Below are 19,429 nucleotides of genomic sequence, written 5' to 3' on the forward strand. Positions count from 1 at the left end.
CAACGCGGGGGCCGAACGAGCCGATCTTCTCAAGGCGATGATACTCTAAACGGGCGCCCGAAGCGCGCAAGCTTCCTTCGCCAGACGCTCGACGGCGGCGTAATCGCCGGCGTTGATCAGCGCGGGCGCGACCATCCATGAGCCGCCGACGCAAGCGACATTGCTGAGCTCGAGATAAGCCTTGGCTTTCTCTGGATTGATGCCTCCGGTCGGGCAAAAGACAAGATCCTGCAGGGGCCCGGCAAGCGACGAGAGATATTTCACGCCGCCCGCGGCTTCGGCCGGGAAAAACTTCATACAGCGAAACCCATGCTCATGAAGCGTCATCGCTTCGGACGCTGTGGCGACGCCGGGAAGCCAGGGGATCGGCGATTTCCGCGCCGCCTTCAAAAGTCGCCGCGTCATTCCAGGGCTGACGAGAAAGGCCGCGCCCGCGTCGATCGCCGCCTCCATCTGATCCGCGTCTGTGACCGTCCCCGCGCCAATGATCGCTTCCGGGAAGGCGCGCGTCAGCATCTCGATGGATTTCAGCGCCGCCTTGGTGCGTAGCGTAATTTCGAGCACGGTGAGGCCGCCGCCGATCAATGATTTCGCCTGGGCCAGCGCATCCGCCGCATCGGCGACCTGCATGACGGGGATCACCGGCGCTTGCTTCATCAAAGCCAGGGTGGCATCGGTGTGTTGGTATTGCATAGATCCGCGCCTCTCCGCAGCGATGAATCATTTTCAGGCGAAGCACAATTCTGGTTCGCGTCGAGAAAATGCGATCGAACCGAGAGATAAAGATTTTTCTGATTTTGTGAATCGGAAAATCACGCGGCGGCGGCGCGCATCATCCCGCCGCGCATGACCCGCGTCAGCTGATGCTGCTCGCGCCGAGTTCAGGCCCGCTCGCAACCATGCGAAACATATGGAAAAGTTCGCGGCCATATCCATGCTGATATGAGTCAAGATCGCAGGTCGCGAGTTCGCGCCGCTCGAACTCCTCAGGGGAAACATCAGCGCTCAACACGCCTGCGACGGCGTCGAGGGTGATGATGTCGCCGTCGCGCAATTTCGCGATCGGTCCGCCCGCTTGCGCCTCCGGCGTCACATGGATCGCCGCCGGGACTTTTCCCGAGGCTCCCGACATGCGCCCGTCCGTGACGAGCGCCACCTTATGGCCATGCGCCATCACCGACGCCAGAATTGGCGTCAGCTTGTGCAGTTCCGGCATTCCGATCGCCTTGACGCCCTGGAAGCGCACCACCGCGATGAAGTCGCGATTGAGCTGACCCGCCTTGAACGCCGCCTCGACCTCCTCCTGCGCATGAAAGATCAGCGCTGGCGCGCGCACGATATGGCGCTCGGGCGCGACCGAGCTGATCTTGATCACCGCGCGGCCGAGATTACCGTCCAGCACTTTGAGCCCGCCATCGGCCGAAAAGGAGTTCGCCAAGGGGCGCAAGACGGACCGATCGTGGCTCTCAACCGGCGCATCGCGGAACCTGAGTTCGCCGTTTTCGAGATAAGGCTCTTTTGCATAGTCCGCGAGCGGCGTTCCCGTGACTGTGTTCGCATCGGGGTGCAACAGCCCTCCCTTCAGCAATTCACCGATGAGATAGCCCGTGCCGCCAGCGGCGCTGAAGTGGTTCACGTCGGCCGTTCCATTGGGATAGATGCGCGTCAGCAAAGGAACGACCTTCGAAAGCTCGCCGAAATCCTCAAGCGTCAGGATCATTCCGCCCGCGCGCGCCATGGCGACGAGATGGATCACATGATTGGTTGAGCCGCCCGTCGCATGGAGAGCGACGACGCCGTTCACGAAAGCGCGCTCGTCGAGGATTTTCGAGGCGGGCGTATAGTCATTCCCGAGCGCTGTGATGGCGAGAGCGCGCTTGGCGGCGGCGCGGGTGAGCGCATCGCGCAGCGGCGTATTCGGGTTAACGAAGGAGGCGCCGGGCAAATGCAGTCCCATCGCCTCCATCAGCATCTGGTTGGAATTGGCCGTTCCATAGAAGGTGCAGGTTCCGGGCGCATGATAGGAGGCGGCCTCGGCGTCCAAAAGTTCGGCGCGTGACACCTTTCCTTCCGCATAGAGCTGGCGGATCTTCGATTTTTCGTCATTGGGAATGCCGGATGGCATCGGGCCTGCGGGAATGAACACGGCCGGCAGATGGCCATAGGCTTGCGCGGCGATGACAAGGCCAGGCACGATCTTGTCGCAGATGCCGAGAAACACGGCGGCGTCGAACATGTCATGTGAGAGGGCGATCGAGGCCGAGAGCGCGATGACATCGCGCGAGAACAGCGACAATTCCATGCCGGCGCGGCCCTGCGTGACGCCGTCGCACATGGCGGGAACGCCGCCCGCGACCTGCGCGACGCCGCCCGCCTCCCTCGCCGCCTGCTTGATGATCGCAGGAAAACCCTCATAAGGCTGATGCGCCGAGAGCATGTCATTGTAGGCGGTGACGATGGCAAGGTTCGGCGCGATGTCGGCGCGCAGCTCCTGCTTGTCGTGGACGCCGCAAGCCGCAAATCCATGCGCAAGATTGGCGCAGCCGAGCGCCCCGCGGCGCGGCCCCTTGCGCGCCATCGCCTCCATGCGCGCGAGATAGGCCTCTCTTGTCGGCCGGCTGCGTTCGACGATGCGCGCCGTCACGCTGGCGACTGTCTGATGAACCATAGCGCCTCTCGATCTTTTCTGCCGTGCATGAAATCGGGCCGCGGGGAGCGCGCTCCGGCAAGCCAAGAAGCTTAACTCGTCTCCTCGTACCAGCTTCTTCCATCCCGCTCAACGAGGGCGGTGGCGGAGGCTGGCCCCCACGTGCCGGCAAGATAGAAACGCGGCTCCAACGGCGATTGGTTCCATGCCTCACGGATCGGATCGATCCAGCGCCACGCCGCCTCGACTTCGTCCCGGCGCATGAACAAGGTCGCATTGCCGCGGATAACGTCCATCAGCAGGCGTTCATAGGCTTCCGGCGCGTAGATCTTGAACGCTTTGGCGAAGTTCATGTCGAGCGGCACATGGCGCATGCGCATGCCGCCGGCCCCCGGCTCCTTCAGCATCAGCCAAAGCTTGATCCCCTCATCAGGCTGGAGCCGGACAACGAGCCGCGTCGGCAATATCTTCACATCCGCCCCGAAGATCGAATGGGGCACATTGCGGAACGACACGATAAGCTCGGACACCCTCTTTGGCAGGCGCTTTCCGGTGCGCAAATAGAATGGCGTGCCGGCCCAACGCCAATTGGCGACATTCACCTTCAACGCGACGAAAGTTTCGATCTCCGTCGCCGGATTGCCGACCTCCTCGGGGTATCCTGGCACGGCTCCCGCGGCGCTGGCGCCGGCGCGATATTGACCCCGGACGGTCAGCGTCTCGGCGTTGCTTGCGTCGATCGGCGCCAGCGCCTTCAGAACTTTGAGCTTTTCGTCGCGCACGGCGTCGGCCTCCATCGAGGCGGGCGGCTCCATGGCGACGAGGCAAAGAAGCTGGAGGAGATGGTTCTGCACCATATCGCGTAAAGCGCCGGAGGATTCATAATAGGCGCCGCGGCCTTCGACGCCGATCGCCTCGGCGACGGTAATCTCGACATGGTCGATATGGGCCGCGTTCCACAAGGGCTCGAACAGAGCGTTGGCGAAACGCAGCGCCATCAGGTTCTGCACGGTCTCCTTGCCGAGGTAATGATCGATTCGATAGATCTGACTTTCGGCGAAGACCGCGCCGATGGCGTCATTGATCTTCGCGGCCGAGGCGGCGTCGCGGCCGATCGGCTTTTCGACGATGATGCGGGAGCTTGGCGTAATCAGGCCGTAGGCGGCGAGCTGGGCGGAGATGGCGCCGAACCTGTCCGGCCCGGTCGCCAGATAAAAGGCCCGGATCGGCGTCGAATTTTCCGGAAATTTCATGCCGAGGACGTCCCATCCGGCGTCCGTTCCAATATCGAGGCTGACATAATCAACTATGCGCAGAAAATCGTCGACGGCCTCCCCTTTGGTGCCTTCGGGCGCATATTGGCGCAGGGCCTTGGCGATCGTCTGCCGGAAGGCCTCCCCGTCATAATCGTGGCGCGAGGCGCCGATGATGCGCGTCGGCTCGGAGAACTGCCCGTCGAGGAAGCGCCTGAACAAGGCGGGAAATAGCTTGCGGTAAGCGAGATCGCCGGTCCCGCCAAAGACGACGAGATCAAAAGGATCGACCTTTACAATGCGCGAAACCATCGCTTGCCTTTCCTCCATCGTTGACGCGAACACTGCAAGATCCGGTCCGCAGGGCCGATATGATTTCCTTATCTCCGGCAAACGCTTATCATCGCCGCAGGCATCATTTCCGGCTAATGGACGCCGGTTCCCGGATCAAAATTATGCGAAATCAGTAAATTCCGAGCGCGAGTGCGTTGGCGGACAAGCTGCAAACCTGCCCGGCGGACGAACGCGCGCCAGAAATGCCCAAGGATTTGGCGTCATCGCACCGACTCGCCGAGCTTTTGCTTTGCAAGCCGCGCCGCGAAACGCTAACCCTGAAACGTGACGATGGCGCCGCCCTTCGACGATTTTGCGGCTTTGGGGAGTTTTTCAATGTCTCTTCTTCGTGAACCTTCGGCAGAGGCTACGCCGATCTGGTTCGTCACGACCGAGACATGGCCGGAGATTCGCGCCGGCCTGCCTCCCGCGGCGGCGGCTTTCGCAGACGCCAATGGCTTTGAGCCAAAGCCCGGGCGCAGTCAAATCCTGCCGAGCGAGGCCGGCGCGATCGCCGCCGTGCTGTTTGGCATTGAGGCCCATGGCGCGCGCGCAAAAGACCTGCTTTTGCCGGGAAAGCTCGCGACCTTGCTTCCGCCGGGACTCTACCGTTTCGCCAACGGCCCGCATGATTCCACACTCGCCGCGCTGTCCTGGCTGCTGTCCGCCTATCGATTCGACCGTTATAAAGCCAATCCGTCCAAGCTGCCGCAGCTCGCTACGCCAGACGGGATCGACATTGCGCGCATTGAGCGCATCGCCAAGGCCGTGGCTTTCGGGCGCGACCTCATCAGCACGCCCGCCAATGATCTTGGCCCCGCGGCGCTGGAGGCCGCCGCTTTGAGCGTCGCGGCGCAGTTTCAGGCGAGCGCGTCAGTGACGCGCGGCGAAGCCTTGCTCGCGGCCCGGCTGCCGCTCATCCACGCCGTCGGCCGCGCCGCCGAAGAGGCCCCGCGCCTCGTCGATTTCAGCTGGGGTGATCCGGCCTATCCGAAGCTCACTCTTGTGGGAAAAGGAGTCTGCTTCGATTCAGGCGGCCTCGACATCAAGCCTTCGGCGGGCATGCTTTTGATGAAGAAAGACATGGGCGGCGCGGCGACGGCCTTGGCGCTCGCTTCGATGATCATGGAGGCGGGATTGAAGCTGCGCCTTCGCGTACTGCTGCCGATCGTCGAAAACGCCATCGCCGGCAACGCTTTCCGGCCCGGCGACATCTACCCGAGCCGCAAGGGTCTTTCGGTCGAAATTGGCAACACGGACGCGGAAGGACGCCTCATTCTCGCCGACGCGCTGGCGCTGGCCGATGAAGACGCGCCGGACCTCCTCATTGATTTCGCGACCTTGACCGGCGCGGCGCGGGTCGCGCTCGGCCCCGATCTGCCGCCCTTCTATACGGCGGACGAGCAGCTTGCATCGGAGATCGCCCGCTTCGGCGCCTTGAGCCAGGACCCCGTGTGGCGGCTGCCGCTTTGGGACGCCTACGACAAGATGCTCGATAGCAAGGTCGCTGACATCAACAATGTCGGCGGCGGCCCCTTCGCCGGCTCGATAACGGCGGCGCTGTTTCTGCGGCGTTTTGTAGAAAAGGCCAAATCCTGGGTCCATTTCGACGTTTACGGCTGGACCCCGGCGCAACAATCCGGCCGGCCCGAGGGCGCCGAGATCCAGTCCGCTCGGCTGCTCTATGAGCTGGTCGAGGCGCGCTTTGGCGCCCCGGAAGGAGACAGCCCGAGGATCGTCCATCACATCGTCGCCCATATAGACGAGAGCGAGGAAGAATTCGAAGAAGAGATCGGCCACGATGACAAATCGCCGTAACGCTTCGACTTGCTTATGCCCCCTCCGGATCGCCGCCTGACCCCTGCCCGCCCCGACCTCGCCGCCGCGCATCTGCGCGGAAAAGTCGAGGCGGACGACTTCGTCGAAGGCCGGCGCGTCACAATCCGCGCGGGACTCGCGGATCTGCGCCCCGAGCCCGCCAATGACGTCTCGATCGACACGCAGGCGCTCTATGGCGAAACCGCGATGCTCTATGAGGACAGCGAGGGGTTCGGCTGGCTTCAGCTCGAGCGCGATGGTTATGTCGGCTATGTTTCGATGGTCGCGGTCGGGGAGTTCGATGCGCCGCCCACCCATCGGGTGAAGGTCAACCGCAGCTTCATTTATCCAGCGCCGAACATGAAGCTTCCCGTCATCGACGCCCTCCCGCTGGGCGGGAGAGTCAGCGCCGGCGAAACGAGCGGCGCCTTCGTCGCGCTCCAGGGCGGCGGCTTTATGTTCGCCGATCATCTCAGCCCCTTGAACGAGCCGGACCGCGACTTCGTGACCGTCGCCGAGCGTCTTTTACATGCGCCCTATCTCTGGGGCGGCAAATCGAGCCTTGGCGTCGATTGCTCGGGCCTCGTGCAGATCGCGCTCGACGCGGCGGGCGTAAAATCGCCGCGCGACACGGATTTGCAGGAAAAGGCGCTTGGGGTTCCGCTGGCCATAAGTGACGATCTCAAAGGTCTCGCGCGCGGCGATCTTGTCTTCTGGCGCGGCCATGTCGGCGTCATGCGCGACGCGCAAACGCTTCTGCACGCCAATGCGCATCATATGCAGGTCGCAAGCGAACCCCTCGCAGAAGCGCGGGCGAGAATCGCGGCGGGGACCGGCGCCGCGATTACGTCGATCCGAAGACTGGCGCCGGCCGGCTGACAGGGCCGAGGCCTCGAGATATCACCGGCTCCGCGCTGGCCTCTGCAAAGTCTGAGCTTAATCCATTGTTGCCGCGGGAAATATAATGTAGTGCAATTATAATACATTATCGCCAAGCTGCGCGATATCTATGTATCTCTCGTGGTCTTGAGACAGAGTCTTCTCAAGATCTGAGGAGATATCAAAATGAAAATGATCAAACTCTCTATCGCCGCGCTGGCTCTGGTGTCGTCTCTTTCAGCCGCTTCAGCCAAAGATGCTTACGTGGATCATACCAACAAAGCAGCTACACTGATGACGGGCCGCTCCATCGGCGCCGATAGCGCCGCCAAAGAGGCGCCCGACCCTCTGCATCAGCAGATTTTCCGCCGCGGCTGCACGCAGAATTACGGCACTGGCTATTGCGATTGATCGCGTCTCTGTGAATCAATCGGACATTCCCCCAAATAGCGCTGGTCCCGTCCCTGGTTCGGGACGGGCTGGCTCTTCGTTCAGCGCCGCACCATAGCGCTTCTTTCCTGGTCTTGGGCCCGAACAGAGGTTTTGGCCGCACGGACAGTTGTTCGAGCAGCGAGGAAACCGCAGCGAGCGACGCGGCGTTATCGTGCTAGACGCATGGTGCGACTCATCGCGGAACTGGAGATGCGGACGATGCGCTGGGGACAACATATGGCAATCGTCTTGGCGTTCGTGGCGCCCGCGGTGACGGGCGGGTCCCCTTCGATGGCGTCGCCCCGCGCGCGTCACATAAGCGCTCATCATGTCGAAGCCCGTAGCGTCGTCCGCGGCACATACGCCTCACACCGCATGCGCGGGCGGCTCACAACGGTTCGGCGGCATGGCCACTTTGCCGAACTGGTCGGTGATCCGGGCAGCGGATACGGCTTTTACCCCTTGCCCTGGGTCTATCGCGCCGGCGCATGGCGCGCGCGGCAAAGACGGGCGATGGCCTCCGCCGAGGCCATCGGCGTCGCCGTCGCAAGCACGGCCATTTACAGCTATGGCTTCCCCTATGGCGACGACTATGGCTTTGGTCATCACCACGGGGTGTTTAATCCCATTGATGGCTATGGCACGCCCTTTTTCGCGGGCTATTACGGCCCCGCCGGCGGCGCCGGCCGGGAACGCGGACCATTTGGAACTCCCTACAACAACTAGATAATCGGTCCCCGATTTCGCGTAACGACTCGAAATCAAGGAATCCTCGGCTGGCGGGCCACTCGCTTCATTAGCAAATTGATTTTCAAGCTCCGCCGCCTTATTTCTTTGTCATGTCGCTTCGCCCCATCATCATTCTGCCCGATCAACGTCTGCGCGTCGTCGCCAAGCCGGTCGTCGCCGTCGACCACGGCGTTCGCACGCTGATGGACGATATGCTCGAGACCATGTATGACGCGCCCGGCATCGGCCTGGCCGCGACGCAAATCGCCGTCGATCAGCGCGTCATCGTGCTCGACGTCGCCAAGCGCAAGGACGAGGGGTCGGCGCGGGAACCTATGTGCTTCGCCAATCCCGAAATCCTCTGGGCCTCGGAGGAACTCTCTGTCTATGAAGAGGGCTGCCTCTCGATTCCCGAATATTACGAGGAGGTCGAGCGCCCTGCCCGCGTGCGCGTCGGCTATTTCGACCGGGAGGGACGGCGCTGCGAAATCGAAGCCGACGGCCTTCTGGCGACCTGCTTGCAGCATGAGATCGATCATCTCGACGGCGTGCTGTTCATCGACCATATTTCGCGGCTGAAGCGCGAGCGCGTCGTCAAGAAATTCACCAAAGCGGCCAAGCTGGAGGCGCCCGAACGCAAACGCGCGCCAAAGCCAGAGCGCGCAGCGAGCGCCGCAAGCGGCGGCGAGATCAGATAAAGGCCTCGAAGATCGAGGCGCATTGAACGTCATCCGCGTCATTCTGAGCAACGCCAAGCCAAGACACGAGCCAGACACGCTCGTTAAAGCTTCTTCACTTCGAAACGGACTTTCCCTCCATCATCCCGGGCTCATCCTTTGCGCATCGTCTTCATGGGAACGCCGGAGTTTGCGGTTCCCGTCCTCACCGAGATCGTCGGCCAGGGCCATCTGGTTGCCGCTGTCTATACGCGCGCGCCGAAACCCGGCGGACGGCGCGGCCTCGAGCCGACGCTCTCCCCCGTCCATGCGGCCGCGCTACGCTTTGGACTTCCCGTTCTAACGCCATCGAGCCTACGCACCGAGGACGCCGCTGCGACCCTCGCGGCGTTCGAGCCGGACGCCATCGTCGTCGTCGCCTACGGCCTCATACTGCCAAAAGCAATTCTGGAGATTGCGCCGCGCGCGTGCCTCAATCTGCATGCCTCCCTGCTGCCGCGCTGGCGCGGCGCGGCGCCAATCCAGCGCGCCATCATGGCCGGAGACGATGAGACCGGCGTCATGGTGATGGCGATGGAGGAAGGTCTCGATACCGGCCCCGTGGCGATGGTCGAACGCATCGAAATCGGCCCGGAAGCGACGGCGGACGAAATCCATGACAGGCTCTCCCTGATTGGCGCCGATCTGATGGTGCGCGCGCTAGCGGCCCAAAATCGCGGCAGCCTGCACTTTACGCCGCAGGCCGAGGAAGGCGTCACTTACGCGAAGAAAATTGAAAAGGCCGAGGCGCGGATCGATTGGGAGAGGCCAGCCGCCGAGGTGCATAATCTGATCCGCGCGCTCGCGCCTTTTCCGGGCGCCTTCTTCGAGGCCGATCTCGGCAAGGGTTCCGAGCGCATCAAGATTTTGCGCGCCCATCTCGTTGATGGATCAGGCGAACCCGGCGAAGCGCTTGATGATGCGCTGACCATCGCCTGCGGCGAAGGCGCGATCGCAATCATTGAGCTTCAACGCTCCGGCAAGGCGCCGATGTCGGCGGCGGATTTTCTGCGCGGCGCGCGCCTTTCGGCAGGAACCCGGCTCGCGGCGCAAAAAAGCTCCGATGCCGCGCTATAAGCTCATCATCGAATATGACGGCGCGCCTTTTGTCGGCTGGCAGAGACAGGCCAATGGCCTTGCCGTGCAGGAGGCGATCGAAACCGCGCTGCATGCGCTGACCGGCGACAGGGGGGCGATTCGCGGCGCGGGGCGTACCGACGCCGGCGTTCACGCCAGAGGCCAGGTCGCCCATGCCGATCTGACGAAAGACTGGCGTCCTGACGTCTTGCGCGATGCGCTCAATGCCTATCTGCGTCCCCGCCCTGTCGCGATCCTCGCCGCAGAGCGGGTCGCCCACAGCTTCGATGCGCGTTTCTCGGCGGTGCGGCGGCATTATCTTTACAAAATCACCAATCGCCGCGCGCCGCTGACATTGGAGGCCGGCCAAAGCTGGCTGGTCAAAAGGAGACTTGACGCAGGCGCCATGCATGAGGCCGCGCAAATGCTGCTCGGCTACCATGATTTTACGACCTTTCGAGACTCAGAATGCCAGGCGCAAAGTCCGTTGCGAACGCTCGAACGGTTCGACGTCATGCGCACGCACGAGGAAATTCACATCTTCGCGGCGGCGCGATCCTTCCTGCATTCGCAGGTGCGCTCGATGGTCGGCTCGCTGGAGCATGTCGGCTCCGGCAAATGGAGCATCCATGACCTCGTCGCCGCGCTGGAGGCGCGCGATCGCCGCCGCTGCGGCATGGTGGCGCCGCCCGATGGGCTCTATCTCATGCAGGTCGATTACGCGGACGAAAACCCGGCGGATTAGGCAACCGCCATTGATGCGCCAGCGCTCTTGCGCGATTTACATGATTTACATCATTTCATATGGAAGCATCGCGGCCGCCTTTAGAAAACTGACGCTGAACCTGCGGGTCTTTCGCGTGGTCGAGGGCGCAACAAAGACGATCGAAATAATGCGAAGAATTGAGGGCGGCCACAGCGCGATGAACGCAAGGGCGTCCGCCTTTTCCGCCAGTACATTGCAGACCGCGGCGCCGAACATTCTATTCATATTACGTTCAGTTCGTCCCTGTCATGCTCTCAACGTTGAAAGTTATGATCCGCAAATCTGGAGACACATATGATTATAAATATCTTGCGGCGGGGCGGCCTCGGCTGCGCGGCTTTGAGCCTCGTTGCATTGGTCTCATCGCCGGCATTTGCCTACACTGGCGAGAAGCTGGCCGGGGAAGCAAAAGTGACCATCGCTCAGGCCCGCGCGATTGCCTTGAAAGCGCATCCGGGCAAGATAACGGATGAGGAACTCGAACGTGAGTCCGGTGGCACTGGCCTTCGCTATTCATTCGATATCAAAAGCGGCGGCATTGTACAGGAGGTCGGCGTGGATGCTAAAACCGGCCAGCTATTGGAGAACGCCAAGGAAGGTCCACACCCCGACTGAGACATAACTTAATGCGCCTGAGCGGGCCGATTGTCTGCTCGCAGCCTGGCTGACAAAACGGGGCCCGTCGCGTGAATCGTATTCCTTCGGCTGGATTGAGCAAGGTTCCTGAAGTCACCCTCGTCTTCTGGATCATCAAGATTCTCGCGACGACTCTCGGCGAAACGGGCGGCGACGCGGTATCCATGACGATGAATCTGGGCTATGCGGTCAGCAGCGTCATTTTCATCGGCATCTTTGTCGTCGCCGTCGCCGCCCAGATTGCCGCGAGATCCTTCCATCCGTTCCTGTACTGGGCCGTGATCGTCGCCACCACGACCGCGGGCACGACGATGGCGGATTTTGCCGACCGCTCGCTCGGCGTTGGCTATGCCGGAGGAGCGTCGGTCCTGTTTGTGCTGCTTATGGCTTCGCTTGCTGTGTGGCGCTGGTCCGCCGGGTCCGTTTCAGTTGACGTCATCACTTCGCCGAAAGTTGAAATGTTTTATTGGGGGACCATCCTGTTCTCGCAGACCCTGGGCACGGCGCTGGGCGACTGGATGGCCGACACGACCGGGCTCGGCTATGAAGGCGGGGCGCTCGTATTCGGCGCTGGCCTGTTGTTAATCGCATGGGCGTATTTCTATACGAATGTGTCGCGCACACTCCTGTTCTGGGCCGCATTCATCCTCACGCGGCCGCTCGGCGCAACGGTAGGCGATCTGCTCGACAAGCCACTGGCCGACGGCGGCCTCGCCTTCAGCCGCCTTTATGCTTCGGCTATTCTTGCGGCCGTTATCATCGCCTGCATCCTGTTTCTCCCGCAAAAGGCCGGCAAGCATCCGGAAGCGCGCGAGCAGAGCATATGAATGGGTGATTCTTGGGTTGAGGCCGATTATGGGAGAAAGCGAATGGATGGATTACGGGATCGGATCGCCGGCGCCCGTCACAAGGCAACGCGCGGGGCCACGCGGACGTCAGCCATTTTGGCTCGATGGACGCTCATAGCTTTCGCGCTCGCCTCTAGCGATAGCGCGGTCGCGGCGGAGCGGAGCGACCCCACCGCCGTCGCGGTGGCTGAGTTCAGCTATGTGGACACTTCGGGGGAAGAACGCGATCAGCGCGCGGACCATGCGGCGCGCATCGCCGCGTTTTCGGAGACGCTTCGCGCTTCTCTTACTGACGGCGGCTCCCGCGTCGTGGCGCCGCTCACCTGCCGCGAAGTCCCCTGCTCAACGCCTGAAAGTCTCATCGAGAGCGCGCGTCAGGCGCGCGCCAGAATTCTGATCTATGGCGGCATCCATAAAATGAGCACGCTCGTGCAATGGGAGCAGCTCAATGTCGTCGACGTCGATGACGGAAAGCCTGTCTTGACGCGCCTTCTGACCTTTCGCGGCGATAATGACGAGGCTTGGCGAAAAGCCGCGCTCTACACCGCAAATCTGGTTAATGAGATGATCTCGGCGCACTGATGGCGCGGCTCTACCCGAATGCGTTCGAGCAAAACCCCATCCTGCTCTCTAAACCTTTGTTTTGACGCATGATGGTCGAAAAAGTCAGCAACTTTTCGGCGTCATGGCCTAAACCAGCGCGATCGCCGAAATCTGGCGGCCGTAGTCGGGCTCCTGCCTGTGCACCGACCGCCGGTAGGAAAAGAACTGCTCGGGCTCGGCGTATGTGTCGCGGCCAAGATCCTCGAAGGCGCCGACTCCGGCCTGCCGCAGGCGCAGGGCGATAAAGGCCGGGAGGTCGAACATGAAGCGGCCCCAGTTCTGCGACGGCCTGAAGAAGTCCGCATAGGCTTGGGCGGTCTCGACAAAGCGATCGTAAAACTCCGGCCCGACCTCATAGCTGTTCTGGCCGATCGCCGGTCCCAGAGCCGCGATGATCGAGGATCGCGATGCGCCAAGGCCTTCCATGGCGAAGAGGGTCGCTTCGAGCACGCCGGTCAGCGCGCCCTTCCAGCCCGCATGGGCGGCGCCGATCACCCGCGCTTTGGCGTCGGCGAAAAGGATCATGCCACAATCGGCCCCCGTCACGCCAAGCGCGACGCCTGGCGTCGAGGTCACAAGGCCGTCGCAATGCGGACGCCCATCAACGGGGCCCGAAATGACAAGGACATCCGGCGAATGGACCTGGTAGGGTACGATGAGCCGCTCCGCATCGACGCGCAGAACCGCCGCCATCCGGCGCCGGTTTTCCGCCACCGTTTCCGGCGCGTCCCTCGATCCCACTCCGCCATTGAGGCTGGCGTAGACCCCACTCGATACGCCGCCCCTGCGCGTGAAAAATCCATGCGAGACGCCGGCGATCTGCAACACAGGGGCGAACAGGGCGTCTGCTTTCAACTCATCCATTGCTTGCCTCTTCGAAGCCCGGCGGCGGATCGAACTCGCGCCGGGTCACGGCGAGGACTTTGAAAAGTCGCGCCATGTCGGTCGCGCGATCGAGGCCCGGCCCCTCCCCCGCAAGGCGTTCCCGCGCCGCGTCGATGGCCGCGCTTTGCGCCTGACTCGCATGATGCTTCAGCATCGCCGCGCGCTCGAAGATGCCAAGGCGGGTCAAAAACCGGCCCTGCTCCACGGGGCCATGCACGGCGGCCCCCGCCCCCCGCGCGGAGCGCATAAGGCTGGAGAAATTGACATGGGTTGTGAGGTCCGCCTCGCCGGGATCAGCCAAAGGATCGACGAATTGATGCGCGCGCATGGCCTGCAGCGTTTCGCCGCGCGCCGGCTCCGTATAGCCATAGTCGATGGCGAGCAGCGCGCCGCCCTGCGTGACGATCCGCACCGCAAGCTGCGTCATCAGGCGGGAGGCGGCGACGCCGACCTCGAGAACATCGTCCGCTTCGCCGCGGGCGGCGATCGCCGTTTCATGCGTCGCGCCAAGGCCAAAGGCGAGACGCCCATTCTCGTCGAGGCCAATGAGCCTTTCGCGCCAGCCGCCGTCTCGATGAACGTAATGCCGCACCGGAAGAGCGTCGAAGAACTCATTGGCGATGAAAATGGCCGGCCCCGGAGGAATCTCGTCGACGCTCGCATGCCAGACGACCTTGACGCCACGCCCTTCCAGCGCCGCGCGCTGGGCTTCGCGCAGCGGCAGGCTGATCTCGACCAGGTGAACTTCGAGCGCGGCGAGAAAATCAGGCGCGACCTTCACGGCGCGCAACGCGTCGGCCATCAATGTGCCGCGGCCAGGACCAAGTTCAACAAGACGGACGGCCTCGGGCGCCCCCATGAGGCGCCAGACTTCGACGCACCAGAGTCCGAGCAGTTCGCCGAACATCTGGCTGATCTCCGGCGAGGTGATGAAGTCGCCCTTGGCGCCGATCGCCTCTTTCGATCTGTAATAGCCATGAACGGGATGGCTCAGCGCCAGCGTCATATAACGTTCGAGGCTGATCGGACCGCCTTCGAGGATCAATTCGCTGAGGATGGTTTCGAGCGCGGTCATGCGAGCGCCGCCTTCTGACGGGCCGTCCGCAGGATCAAGACAACCCCCACAGCGATCAGGGGCAGCGACAGCAGCATTCCCATGGTTGCTCCTCCGAATAGAAAGCCGAGCTGAGGATCGGGCTCACGAAAAAATTCACAAATAATCCGCGCGACGCCGTAACCCACCGCGAAAATGCCGGTGACGAGGCCCGGGCGACGAAGCGCGCCAAGGCGCACGGCGACAAATAAGATAAGGAACAGAACGACGCCCTCAAGCGCCGCTTCATAGAGCTGGCTCGGATGGCGAGGCACGGGACCGGCGCCGGGGAACGCCATCGCCCAGGGAACGTTGCTCGAGCGGCCCCAAAGCTCCGGCTTGATGAAATTGGCGATGCGGCCGAGGAAAAGCCCGATCGGAACGACCGCGCTGACCACATCGCCGAGGCGCAGCACAAGAATGCCGCGACGGCGCGCGAGCACGTAGACCGCGACCACCGTTCCCGCGAAGCCGCCATGAAAAGACATCCCGCCCTGCCAGACTTTGAAAACATCAACTGGATGGTCGAGATAAAAGGCCGGATTGTAAAACAGCACGTAGCCGAGACGCCCGCCGAGGATGACGCCGATGGCGGCGTAGACGAGAAGATCGTCGATGCAGGTGGCGTCGGGACGTGGCGAGGGTCCCCAAAGAGACGGGCGCCGAACGAGATATTGCGCATAGGCCCAACCGATGACCAGCCCCGAGATATAGGCGAGGGCGTACCAGCGGATCGGAAAAGGCCCGATCGAAATCAGCACCGGATCAATGACGGGATAGGCGATAACAAATGGCATCTGCGCTCCGAAGTCGTGGCGTGATGCGACGTCGGCGCCGCCGCGTCAAGCTGCACGCCGGTCCCGCAGCAAAATCGTAACGACCCCATGTCAGGGGCTGCAAGCCGTGCTAGATCGTGATTCTGCCGGAGACGCCGGCGGCGCGGCCTCTGTTGGCGTCGGACGCTGGAGTGTGACGCCGAAAAGCGGAAACCGGCTTTCTGACGACTCATGCTCTAACCTATAGATGAGAGACGGATTGAGACTTTTGACGTAATCGCATTGTGATTCCGGCCAAACTCATCCGGCTCCAGGACAGGCCGCAGGACGTCACGGCTTCGAAGTCGAGGCTGGCCGCCTACACGCCGGAGCGCGGCCGATCGGAGGACAAAAATGGCTCAGAACAAGGTTTTCGAGGATTTGACCCGCCTGATGGCGGACGCGACAGAGATGGCGCAGGGCGTGCGGCGCGAGGCCGAGACCGCCATGAAGAGCCAGCTCGAGCGGCTGCTCGCGACGATGGACGTCGTGACGCGCGAGGAATTCGAGGCGGTTAAGCAAATGGCGGCCAAAGCGCGCGACGAAAACGAAAGGCTGAGCGCACGACTCGCGGCTTTCGAGGCTGAACTCGCTCAAAAAGCCAAAGCAGCGGGCAATTAGAGCGTCGCGGCCCGCATTTTTATCGGCGCCCCCAGAAGCTCGCGCAAGAGTTGTTTTCGGGACAAAATCGGTCTTTTCGCGGCTGAATCGCGATTTTAAGGGCGTCTAAAGCGCCAAAAGACGGATTCTTATCTTTCGCGAAACTGCTGGGACGCTGCCTTGGGGCTTGCTAGGCAGGGGACAACCGCCTCCCGCCCAGTTGCGCAGGGACGCCACCTTGTGATTCCTTCGTGTTCAGTGATCGAACGGGGTTTTTGAGTCGGCGCCGCGGCGCCAAGCCACCGTTCAATGTTTGAATGCGCGTCGCCGCGCCGTGCCGTCGCGTCCGGGGTGTAAATGCTCCCTGGCCGCATTGTCTTCAAAGGCCCTGGAATGTCGCTTTTGCAATTCGAAGCTGTCCGCTCGGAACATCCCGTGGATCTCATCGAGAGGCTGGCCGCGCATAATCAGTGGCCTTTCGACCGCGACGAAGAGGATGAAATCTCCATTACCGTCGCGGGCAGCTGGACCGATTATAATGTCGCCTTCACCTGGCTCGAGGATCTTGAGGCGCTGCATGTCGCCTGCGCGTTCGACCTCAAGGCGCCGTCGGCGCGCAAGGCCGAAGTCGTTGCGCTGATCTCGCTCATCAACGAGCAATTGTGGCTTGGCCATTTCGACATCTGGCCGGACGATGGCGTCGTCATGTTCCGCCACGCGATTGTTCTGTCCGGCGGCGCCGAGCTCAATGGCCACCAGTGCCAGACTGTCCTCACCAGCGCGGTGCGCGCTTGCGAGCGCTATTACCAGGCGTTTCAATTCGTCGTCTGGGCCGGCAAGAACGGCCGCGAAGCGATCGAGACGGTCATGCTCGAGACCAAGGGCGAAGCCTAGAATGACGATGACGCAAAAGCCCCGCTTTCCCGCCTCTCTAGTTCTCGCCGGCGCCGGAAAGATGGGCGGAGCTTTGCTGCGCGCCTGGCTCGATCGGGGCTTTGACCCCGCCGGGCTTTACGTCCTCGATCCGAACGCGAGCGAAGATATCACGGAGCTTTCAACAAAGAGCGGCTTTGCGCTGAACGCGCCGGCGCAGGCGCCGGAGGTGCTCGTCCTTGCGATCAAGCCGCAGGCTCTCGATGAGGCGAGATCGCTCGCAGCGCTCGCGGGGCCGCAAACGCTGGTCATCTCGATTCTCGCCGGCAAGACGATCGCCAATCTCGCGGCCCGGCTGCCTGACGCCGGGGCGATCATCCGCGCCATGCCGAACCTTCCCGCATCCGTCGGTCGCGGCGTCACCGGGCTCGCCGCCAGTGCGGGACTGACCGAAGCGCAGCGCAGCGCCGCCGAAGCCCTTATCGGCGCGACCGGAGCGTTCGAATGGGTCGACAACGAGCGCCTGATCGACGCCATCACCGCCATCTCCGGCTCGGGGCCGGCCTATGTGTTCTATCTCGTCGAATGTCTTGCCGAGGCGGGCGCGGCTCTTGGCCTGCCTGCGGAGGTCGCCGCGCGGCTGGCGCGCGCGACTGTTGCCGGCGCCGGCGAATTATTGTTCCAAAGCGAGAGCTCTGCCGCCCTCCTGCGCGAAAGCGTCACCTCGCGCGGAGGAACGACCGCCGCTGCCCTCGAAGTGCTGATGGCGGACGATGCGCTGGCTCCTTTAATCCTCCGCGCCGTCAAGAAGGCGCGAGACCGGGCCGAGGCGCTCTCCGGCTAGCCATGACGCCAAATCCCGCCTCGGCTCTTCGGTTTGCGATCGTTTTCACGACTGTGCTGACCACGGGGCTGACGCTCTTCGCGTCCTCTGGCGTGAGCGTCGCGGCGGATGCGTTTCTCAGCTTGCGCGCGGCGACGCCAGGCGCCTTCAATTACGCGCGGCTATCCGACATCCAGGTTTTTCTGGACGCCAGTCCGACCCGCTGCAGCGTGCTGCTGACTGATGGTCTGGAGATCAAGGCCTTTCAGAAATGCGCCTCGATCACCGAGCATCTGGAACAGATCGGGTTGGTGACTTTCCCGAACGCTTTTGGCTCGGTTCTGCTCGCGCCCTCATTCGTCTCGAGTCTCATCGCCACCAATAATGGCGGATGCCGGCTGAACCTCAGAAACGGCAGATGGGTTCCTGTCAGCCTCTCCTGCGACGCTGTTCATGACAAGCTGTCGCATCCCTGACTTTCCCTTTCTGATCGAGACATTGAATGGCGCGAACCACGGCTTCGCTCCCGCATCAAAATGATGCGGCAAGCGTCTGAACTGATGGCATGTCTTGAAGTTATGCAAAAAGAGCGCGGCGCCGGCGCAAAGCGCCGCGCGGGCGGGTCGAGCCCTTGGAAGCGGCGTCCACACCCGCTAGACTGATCTTGGGGAGCGCAAGGCTCTCGGGTAAAGCCGCTGACCATCCGACTGCCCGCTTTGCGGGACAGCAGTTCGGCGTTCAGCCGGGAGGCGACGATGATCGATCATAAAGAAGACGTCGGGAAGAGCGGCGCTGGCGACAAGAGCGCCAAAGATATCAAGACGACGCCTAAGGATCCGAAAGACGCCATTCTCGAAGCGCTGGTGGAGCTCGCCGGCGAACGCGAGTGGAACGACATCACGATTTCCGACATCGCCGCCAGGGCCAATGTCTCTCTCTCGACCTTCCGCGATTTTTTTCCCGCGAAGGGCGCGATCCTTCCGCTTTTCTTCCGCAAGATCGACAAGGCGGTTCTCGAAAGCGGCGGCGACGAGCTGGTTGGCGAGCCCGCCAAGGAACGTTTGTTCGACGTGTTGATGCGCCGTCTGGACGTTTTGAGACCCTATAAGCTCGGGGTGGAGGGGATTTTTGACTGGACGCGCGGCGATCCCATCGCCGCCGCGGCCGTCAATCGTCTTACCGTCAATTCGATGCGCTTCATGCTGGAAGCGGCTGGAATTGATACGGAAGGCCCTGTCGGCGCCATCAAGCTGCAAGGGCTGGCGCTCGCCTGGGCGCGCATCCTGCCGATCTGGTTTCGCGATGACGACCCGGGACTCGCCACGACGATGGCGGCGCTCGACCGCGAATTGACCCAAGGCGAACGGCTCGTCGCCCGCGCGGAGGATCTGAACCGGCTCGCCACGCCGCTGCTGACGCTGACGCGTTCTCTCTTCGAGCGGCGTCGCCCAAGTCCGACGCGCGCCCACCCAATGAAGGAGGACGCCGACGGCTAAGGGACGCGGAAACATTTCGCCGAAGGCCCGCCGAACGCAGTCCCTTTAGATCACGATGTGGGCGCACTTTTAGGGTCGCGGCGTCCCGTTTCGCTGGATCGGGCGCC

General features: G+C 62.6%; 23 protein-coding genes. 16 read left to right on the plus strand and 7 right to left on the minus strand.

From position 1 onward, the window contains the following. Positions 1 to 45 precede the first annotated feature (45 nt). The 3 genes from eda to zwf form a co-directional block, all read right to left on the minus strand. Positions 46 to 693, minus strand: coding sequence for a bifunctional 4-hydroxy-2-oxoglutarate aldolase/2-dehydro-3-deoxy-phosphogluconate aldolase (gene eda / locus MPC4_RS13170; RefSeq protein ID WP_174512906.1), 648 nt, complete (start codon positions 691 to 693; stop codon positions 46 to 48). A 163-nt stretch (positions 694 to 856) separates the two neighbouring features. Next, entirely contained in the window at positions 857 to 2,668 is a 1,812-nt protein-coding gene (gene edd, locus MPC4_RS13175; RefSeq protein WP_174512907.1) for a phosphogluconate dehydratase, read from the minus strand. A gap of 71 nt (positions 2,669 to 2,739) precedes the next feature. Further along, complete coding sequence (gene zwf / locus MPC4_RS13180) at positions 2,740 to 4,212, minus strand: glucose-6-phosphate dehydrogenase (RefSeq protein WP_174512908.1); 1,473 nt, start codon at positions 4,210 to 4,212, stop codon at positions 2,740 to 2,742. On the opposite strand from zwf, the gene MPC4_RS13185 reads away from it, so the two are divergent. The 8 genes from MPC4_RS13185 (at position 4,199) to truA (ending at position 10,629) form a co-directional block, all read left to right on the plus strand. Next, positions 4,199 to 4,522, plus strand: a complete 324-nt coding sequence (locus MPC4_RS13185; protein ID WP_174512909.1) for a hypothetical protein — start codon at positions 4,199 to 4,201, stop codon at positions 4,520 to 4,522. The genes zwf and MPC4_RS13185 overlap by 14 nt on opposite strands. Before the next feature lie 47 nt (positions 4,523 to 4,569). Next, positions 4,570 to 6,051, plus strand: coding sequence for a leucyl aminopeptidase family protein (locus MPC4_RS13190; protein WP_174512910.1), 1,482 nt, complete (start codon positions 4,570 to 4,572; stop codon positions 6,049 to 6,051). Between the two features lie 15 nt (positions 6,052 to 6,066). Continuing rightward, positions 6,067 to 6,930 (plus strand): C40 family peptidase, encoded by an 864-nt coding sequence (locus MPC4_RS13195; RefSeq protein WP_174512911.1) that lies wholly within the window; start codon positions 6,067 to 6,069, stop codon positions 6,928 to 6,930. Between the two features lie 186 nt (positions 6,931 to 7,116). Next, a complete protein-coding gene (locus MPC4_RS13200) occupies positions 7,117 to 7,341 on the plus strand; it encodes a hypothetical protein (RefSeq protein ID WP_174512912.1) in 225 nt (74 codons plus the stop codon). A 258-nt stretch (positions 7,342 to 7,599) separates the two neighbouring features. Next, positions 7,600 to 8,088: a hypothetical protein gene (locus MPC4_RS13205; protein WP_174512913.1), complete on the plus strand. Its 489-nt coding sequence runs from the start codon at positions 7,600 to 7,602 to the stop codon at positions 8,086 to 8,088. A gap of 113 nt (positions 8,089 to 8,201) precedes the next feature. Then, complete coding sequence (gene def / locus MPC4_RS13210) at positions 8,202 to 8,789, plus strand: peptide deformylase (RefSeq protein WP_174512914.1); 588 nt, start codon at positions 8,202 to 8,204, stop codon at positions 8,787 to 8,789. Between the two features lie 138 nt (positions 8,790 to 8,927). Then, on the plus strand, positions 8,928 to 9,884 hold the full coding sequence (gene fmt, locus MPC4_RS13215; protein ID WP_280514803.1) for a methionyl-tRNA formyltransferase: 957 nt from the start codon (positions 8,928 to 8,930) through the stop codon (positions 9,882 to 9,884). Next, complete coding sequence (truA, locus tag MPC4_RS13220) at positions 9,871 to 10,629, plus strand: tRNA pseudouridine(38-40) synthase TruA (protein ID WP_174512915.1); 759 nt, start codon at positions 9,871 to 9,873, stop codon at positions 10,627 to 10,629. Before fmt ends, truA begins: the two co-directional genes overlap by 14 nt. A 45-nt stretch (positions 10,630 to 10,674) precedes the next feature. Here truA and MPC4_RS13225 read toward each other — a convergent pair whose 3' ends face one another. Then, the gene (locus MPC4_RS13225; protein ID WP_174512916.1) at positions 10,675 to 10,875 is read right to left on the minus strand and encodes a hypothetical protein; all 201 of its coding nucleotides are present in this window, start codon (positions 10,873 to 10,875) and stop codon (positions 10,675 to 10,677) included. 69 nt (positions 10,876 to 10,944) lie between these two features. Here MPC4_RS13225 and MPC4_RS13230 point away from each other — a divergent pair, with 69 nt between their 5' ends. From MPC4_RS13230 to MPC4_RS13240, 3 genes are all read left to right on the plus strand, one after another. Next, on the plus strand, positions 10,945 to 11,265 hold the full coding sequence (locus tag MPC4_RS13230; protein ID WP_174512917.1) for a PepSY domain-containing protein: 321 nt from the start codon (positions 10,945 to 10,947) through the stop codon (positions 11,263 to 11,265). 71 nt (positions 11,266 to 11,336) lie between these two features. Further along, the gene (locus MPC4_RS13235) at positions 11,337 to 12,113 is read left to right on the plus strand and encodes a COG4705 family protein (RefSeq protein WP_174512918.1); all 777 of its coding nucleotides are present in this window, start codon (positions 11,337 to 11,339) and stop codon (positions 12,111 to 12,113) included. A 117-nt stretch (positions 12,114 to 12,230) separates the two neighbouring features. Continuing rightward, positions 12,231 to 12,716: a DUF2380 domain-containing protein gene (locus MPC4_RS13240; RefSeq protein ID WP_174512919.1), complete on the plus strand. Its 486-nt coding sequence runs from the start codon at positions 12,231 to 12,233 to the stop codon at positions 12,714 to 12,716. Positions 12,717 to 12,824: 108 nt separating this feature from the next. Here the strand turns inward: MPC4_RS13240 and pgeF are convergent, their stop codons facing one another. The 3 genes from pgeF to lgt are packed head-to-tail and all read right to left on the minus strand — an operon-like array spanning position 12,825 to position 15,512. Continuing rightward, positions 12,825 to 13,601, minus strand: a complete 777-nt coding sequence (gene pgeF / locus MPC4_RS13245; protein ID WP_174512920.1) for a peptidoglycan editing factor PgeF — start codon at positions 13,599 to 13,601, stop codon at positions 12,825 to 12,827. After that, a complete protein-coding gene (locus MPC4_RS13250) occupies positions 13,594 to 14,697 on the minus strand; it encodes a class I SAM-dependent methyltransferase (protein WP_174512921.1) in 1,104 nt (367 codons plus the stop codon). Before MPC4_RS13250 ends, pgeF begins: the two co-directional genes overlap by 8 nt. Further along, entirely contained in the window at positions 14,694 to 15,512 is an 819-nt protein-coding gene (gene lgt, locus MPC4_RS13255; RefSeq protein WP_174512922.1) for a prolipoprotein diacylglyceryl transferase, read from the minus strand. Before lgt ends, MPC4_RS13250 begins: the two co-directional genes overlap by 4 nt. Positions 15,513 to 15,884: 372 nt before the next feature. Between lgt and MPC4_RS13260 the strand changes: the two genes are divergently transcribed. The 5 genes from MPC4_RS13260 to MPC4_RS13280 all read left to right on the plus strand — a co-directional run bounded on the left by MPC4_RS13260 (position 15,885) and on the right by MPC4_RS13280 (position 19,322). Continuing rightward, positions 15,885 to 16,151, plus strand: a complete 267-nt coding sequence (locus MPC4_RS13260; protein ID WP_134486859.1) for an accessory factor UbiK family protein — start codon at positions 15,885 to 15,887, stop codon at positions 16,149 to 16,151. Positions 16,152 to 16,523: 372 nt separating this feature from the next. Beyond that, the gene (locus tag MPC4_RS13265) at positions 16,524 to 17,024 is read left to right on the plus strand and encodes a type III secretion system chaperone family protein (RefSeq protein ID WP_134486856.1); all 501 of its coding nucleotides are present in this window, start codon (positions 16,524 to 16,526) and stop codon (positions 17,022 to 17,024) included. A gap of 1 nt (position 17,025) precedes the next feature. Then, the gene (gene proC, locus MPC4_RS13270) at positions 17,026 to 17,847 is read left to right on the plus strand and encodes a pyrroline-5-carboxylate reductase (RefSeq protein WP_244629002.1); all 822 of its coding nucleotides are present in this window, start codon (positions 17,026 to 17,028) and stop codon (positions 17,845 to 17,847) included. A 2-nt stretch (positions 17,848 to 17,849) separates the two neighbouring features. Beyond that, a complete protein-coding gene (locus MPC4_RS13275; protein WP_174512923.1) occupies positions 17,850 to 18,302 on the plus strand; it encodes a hypothetical protein in 453 nt (150 codons plus the stop codon). A 279-nt stretch (positions 18,303 to 18,581) separates the two neighbouring features. Further along, positions 18,582 to 19,322: a helix-turn-helix domain-containing protein gene (locus tag MPC4_RS13280; protein ID WP_174512924.1), complete on the plus strand. Its 741-nt coding sequence runs from the start codon at positions 18,582 to 18,584 to the stop codon at positions 19,320 to 19,322. Positions 19,323 to 19,429 lie beyond the last annotated feature (107 nt).

The organism is Methylocella tundrae, assembly GCF_901905185.1.
Taxonomy (GTDB): domain Bacteria; phylum Pseudomonadota; class Alphaproteobacteria; order Rhizobiales; family Beijerinckiaceae; genus Methylocapsa; species Methylocapsa tundrae.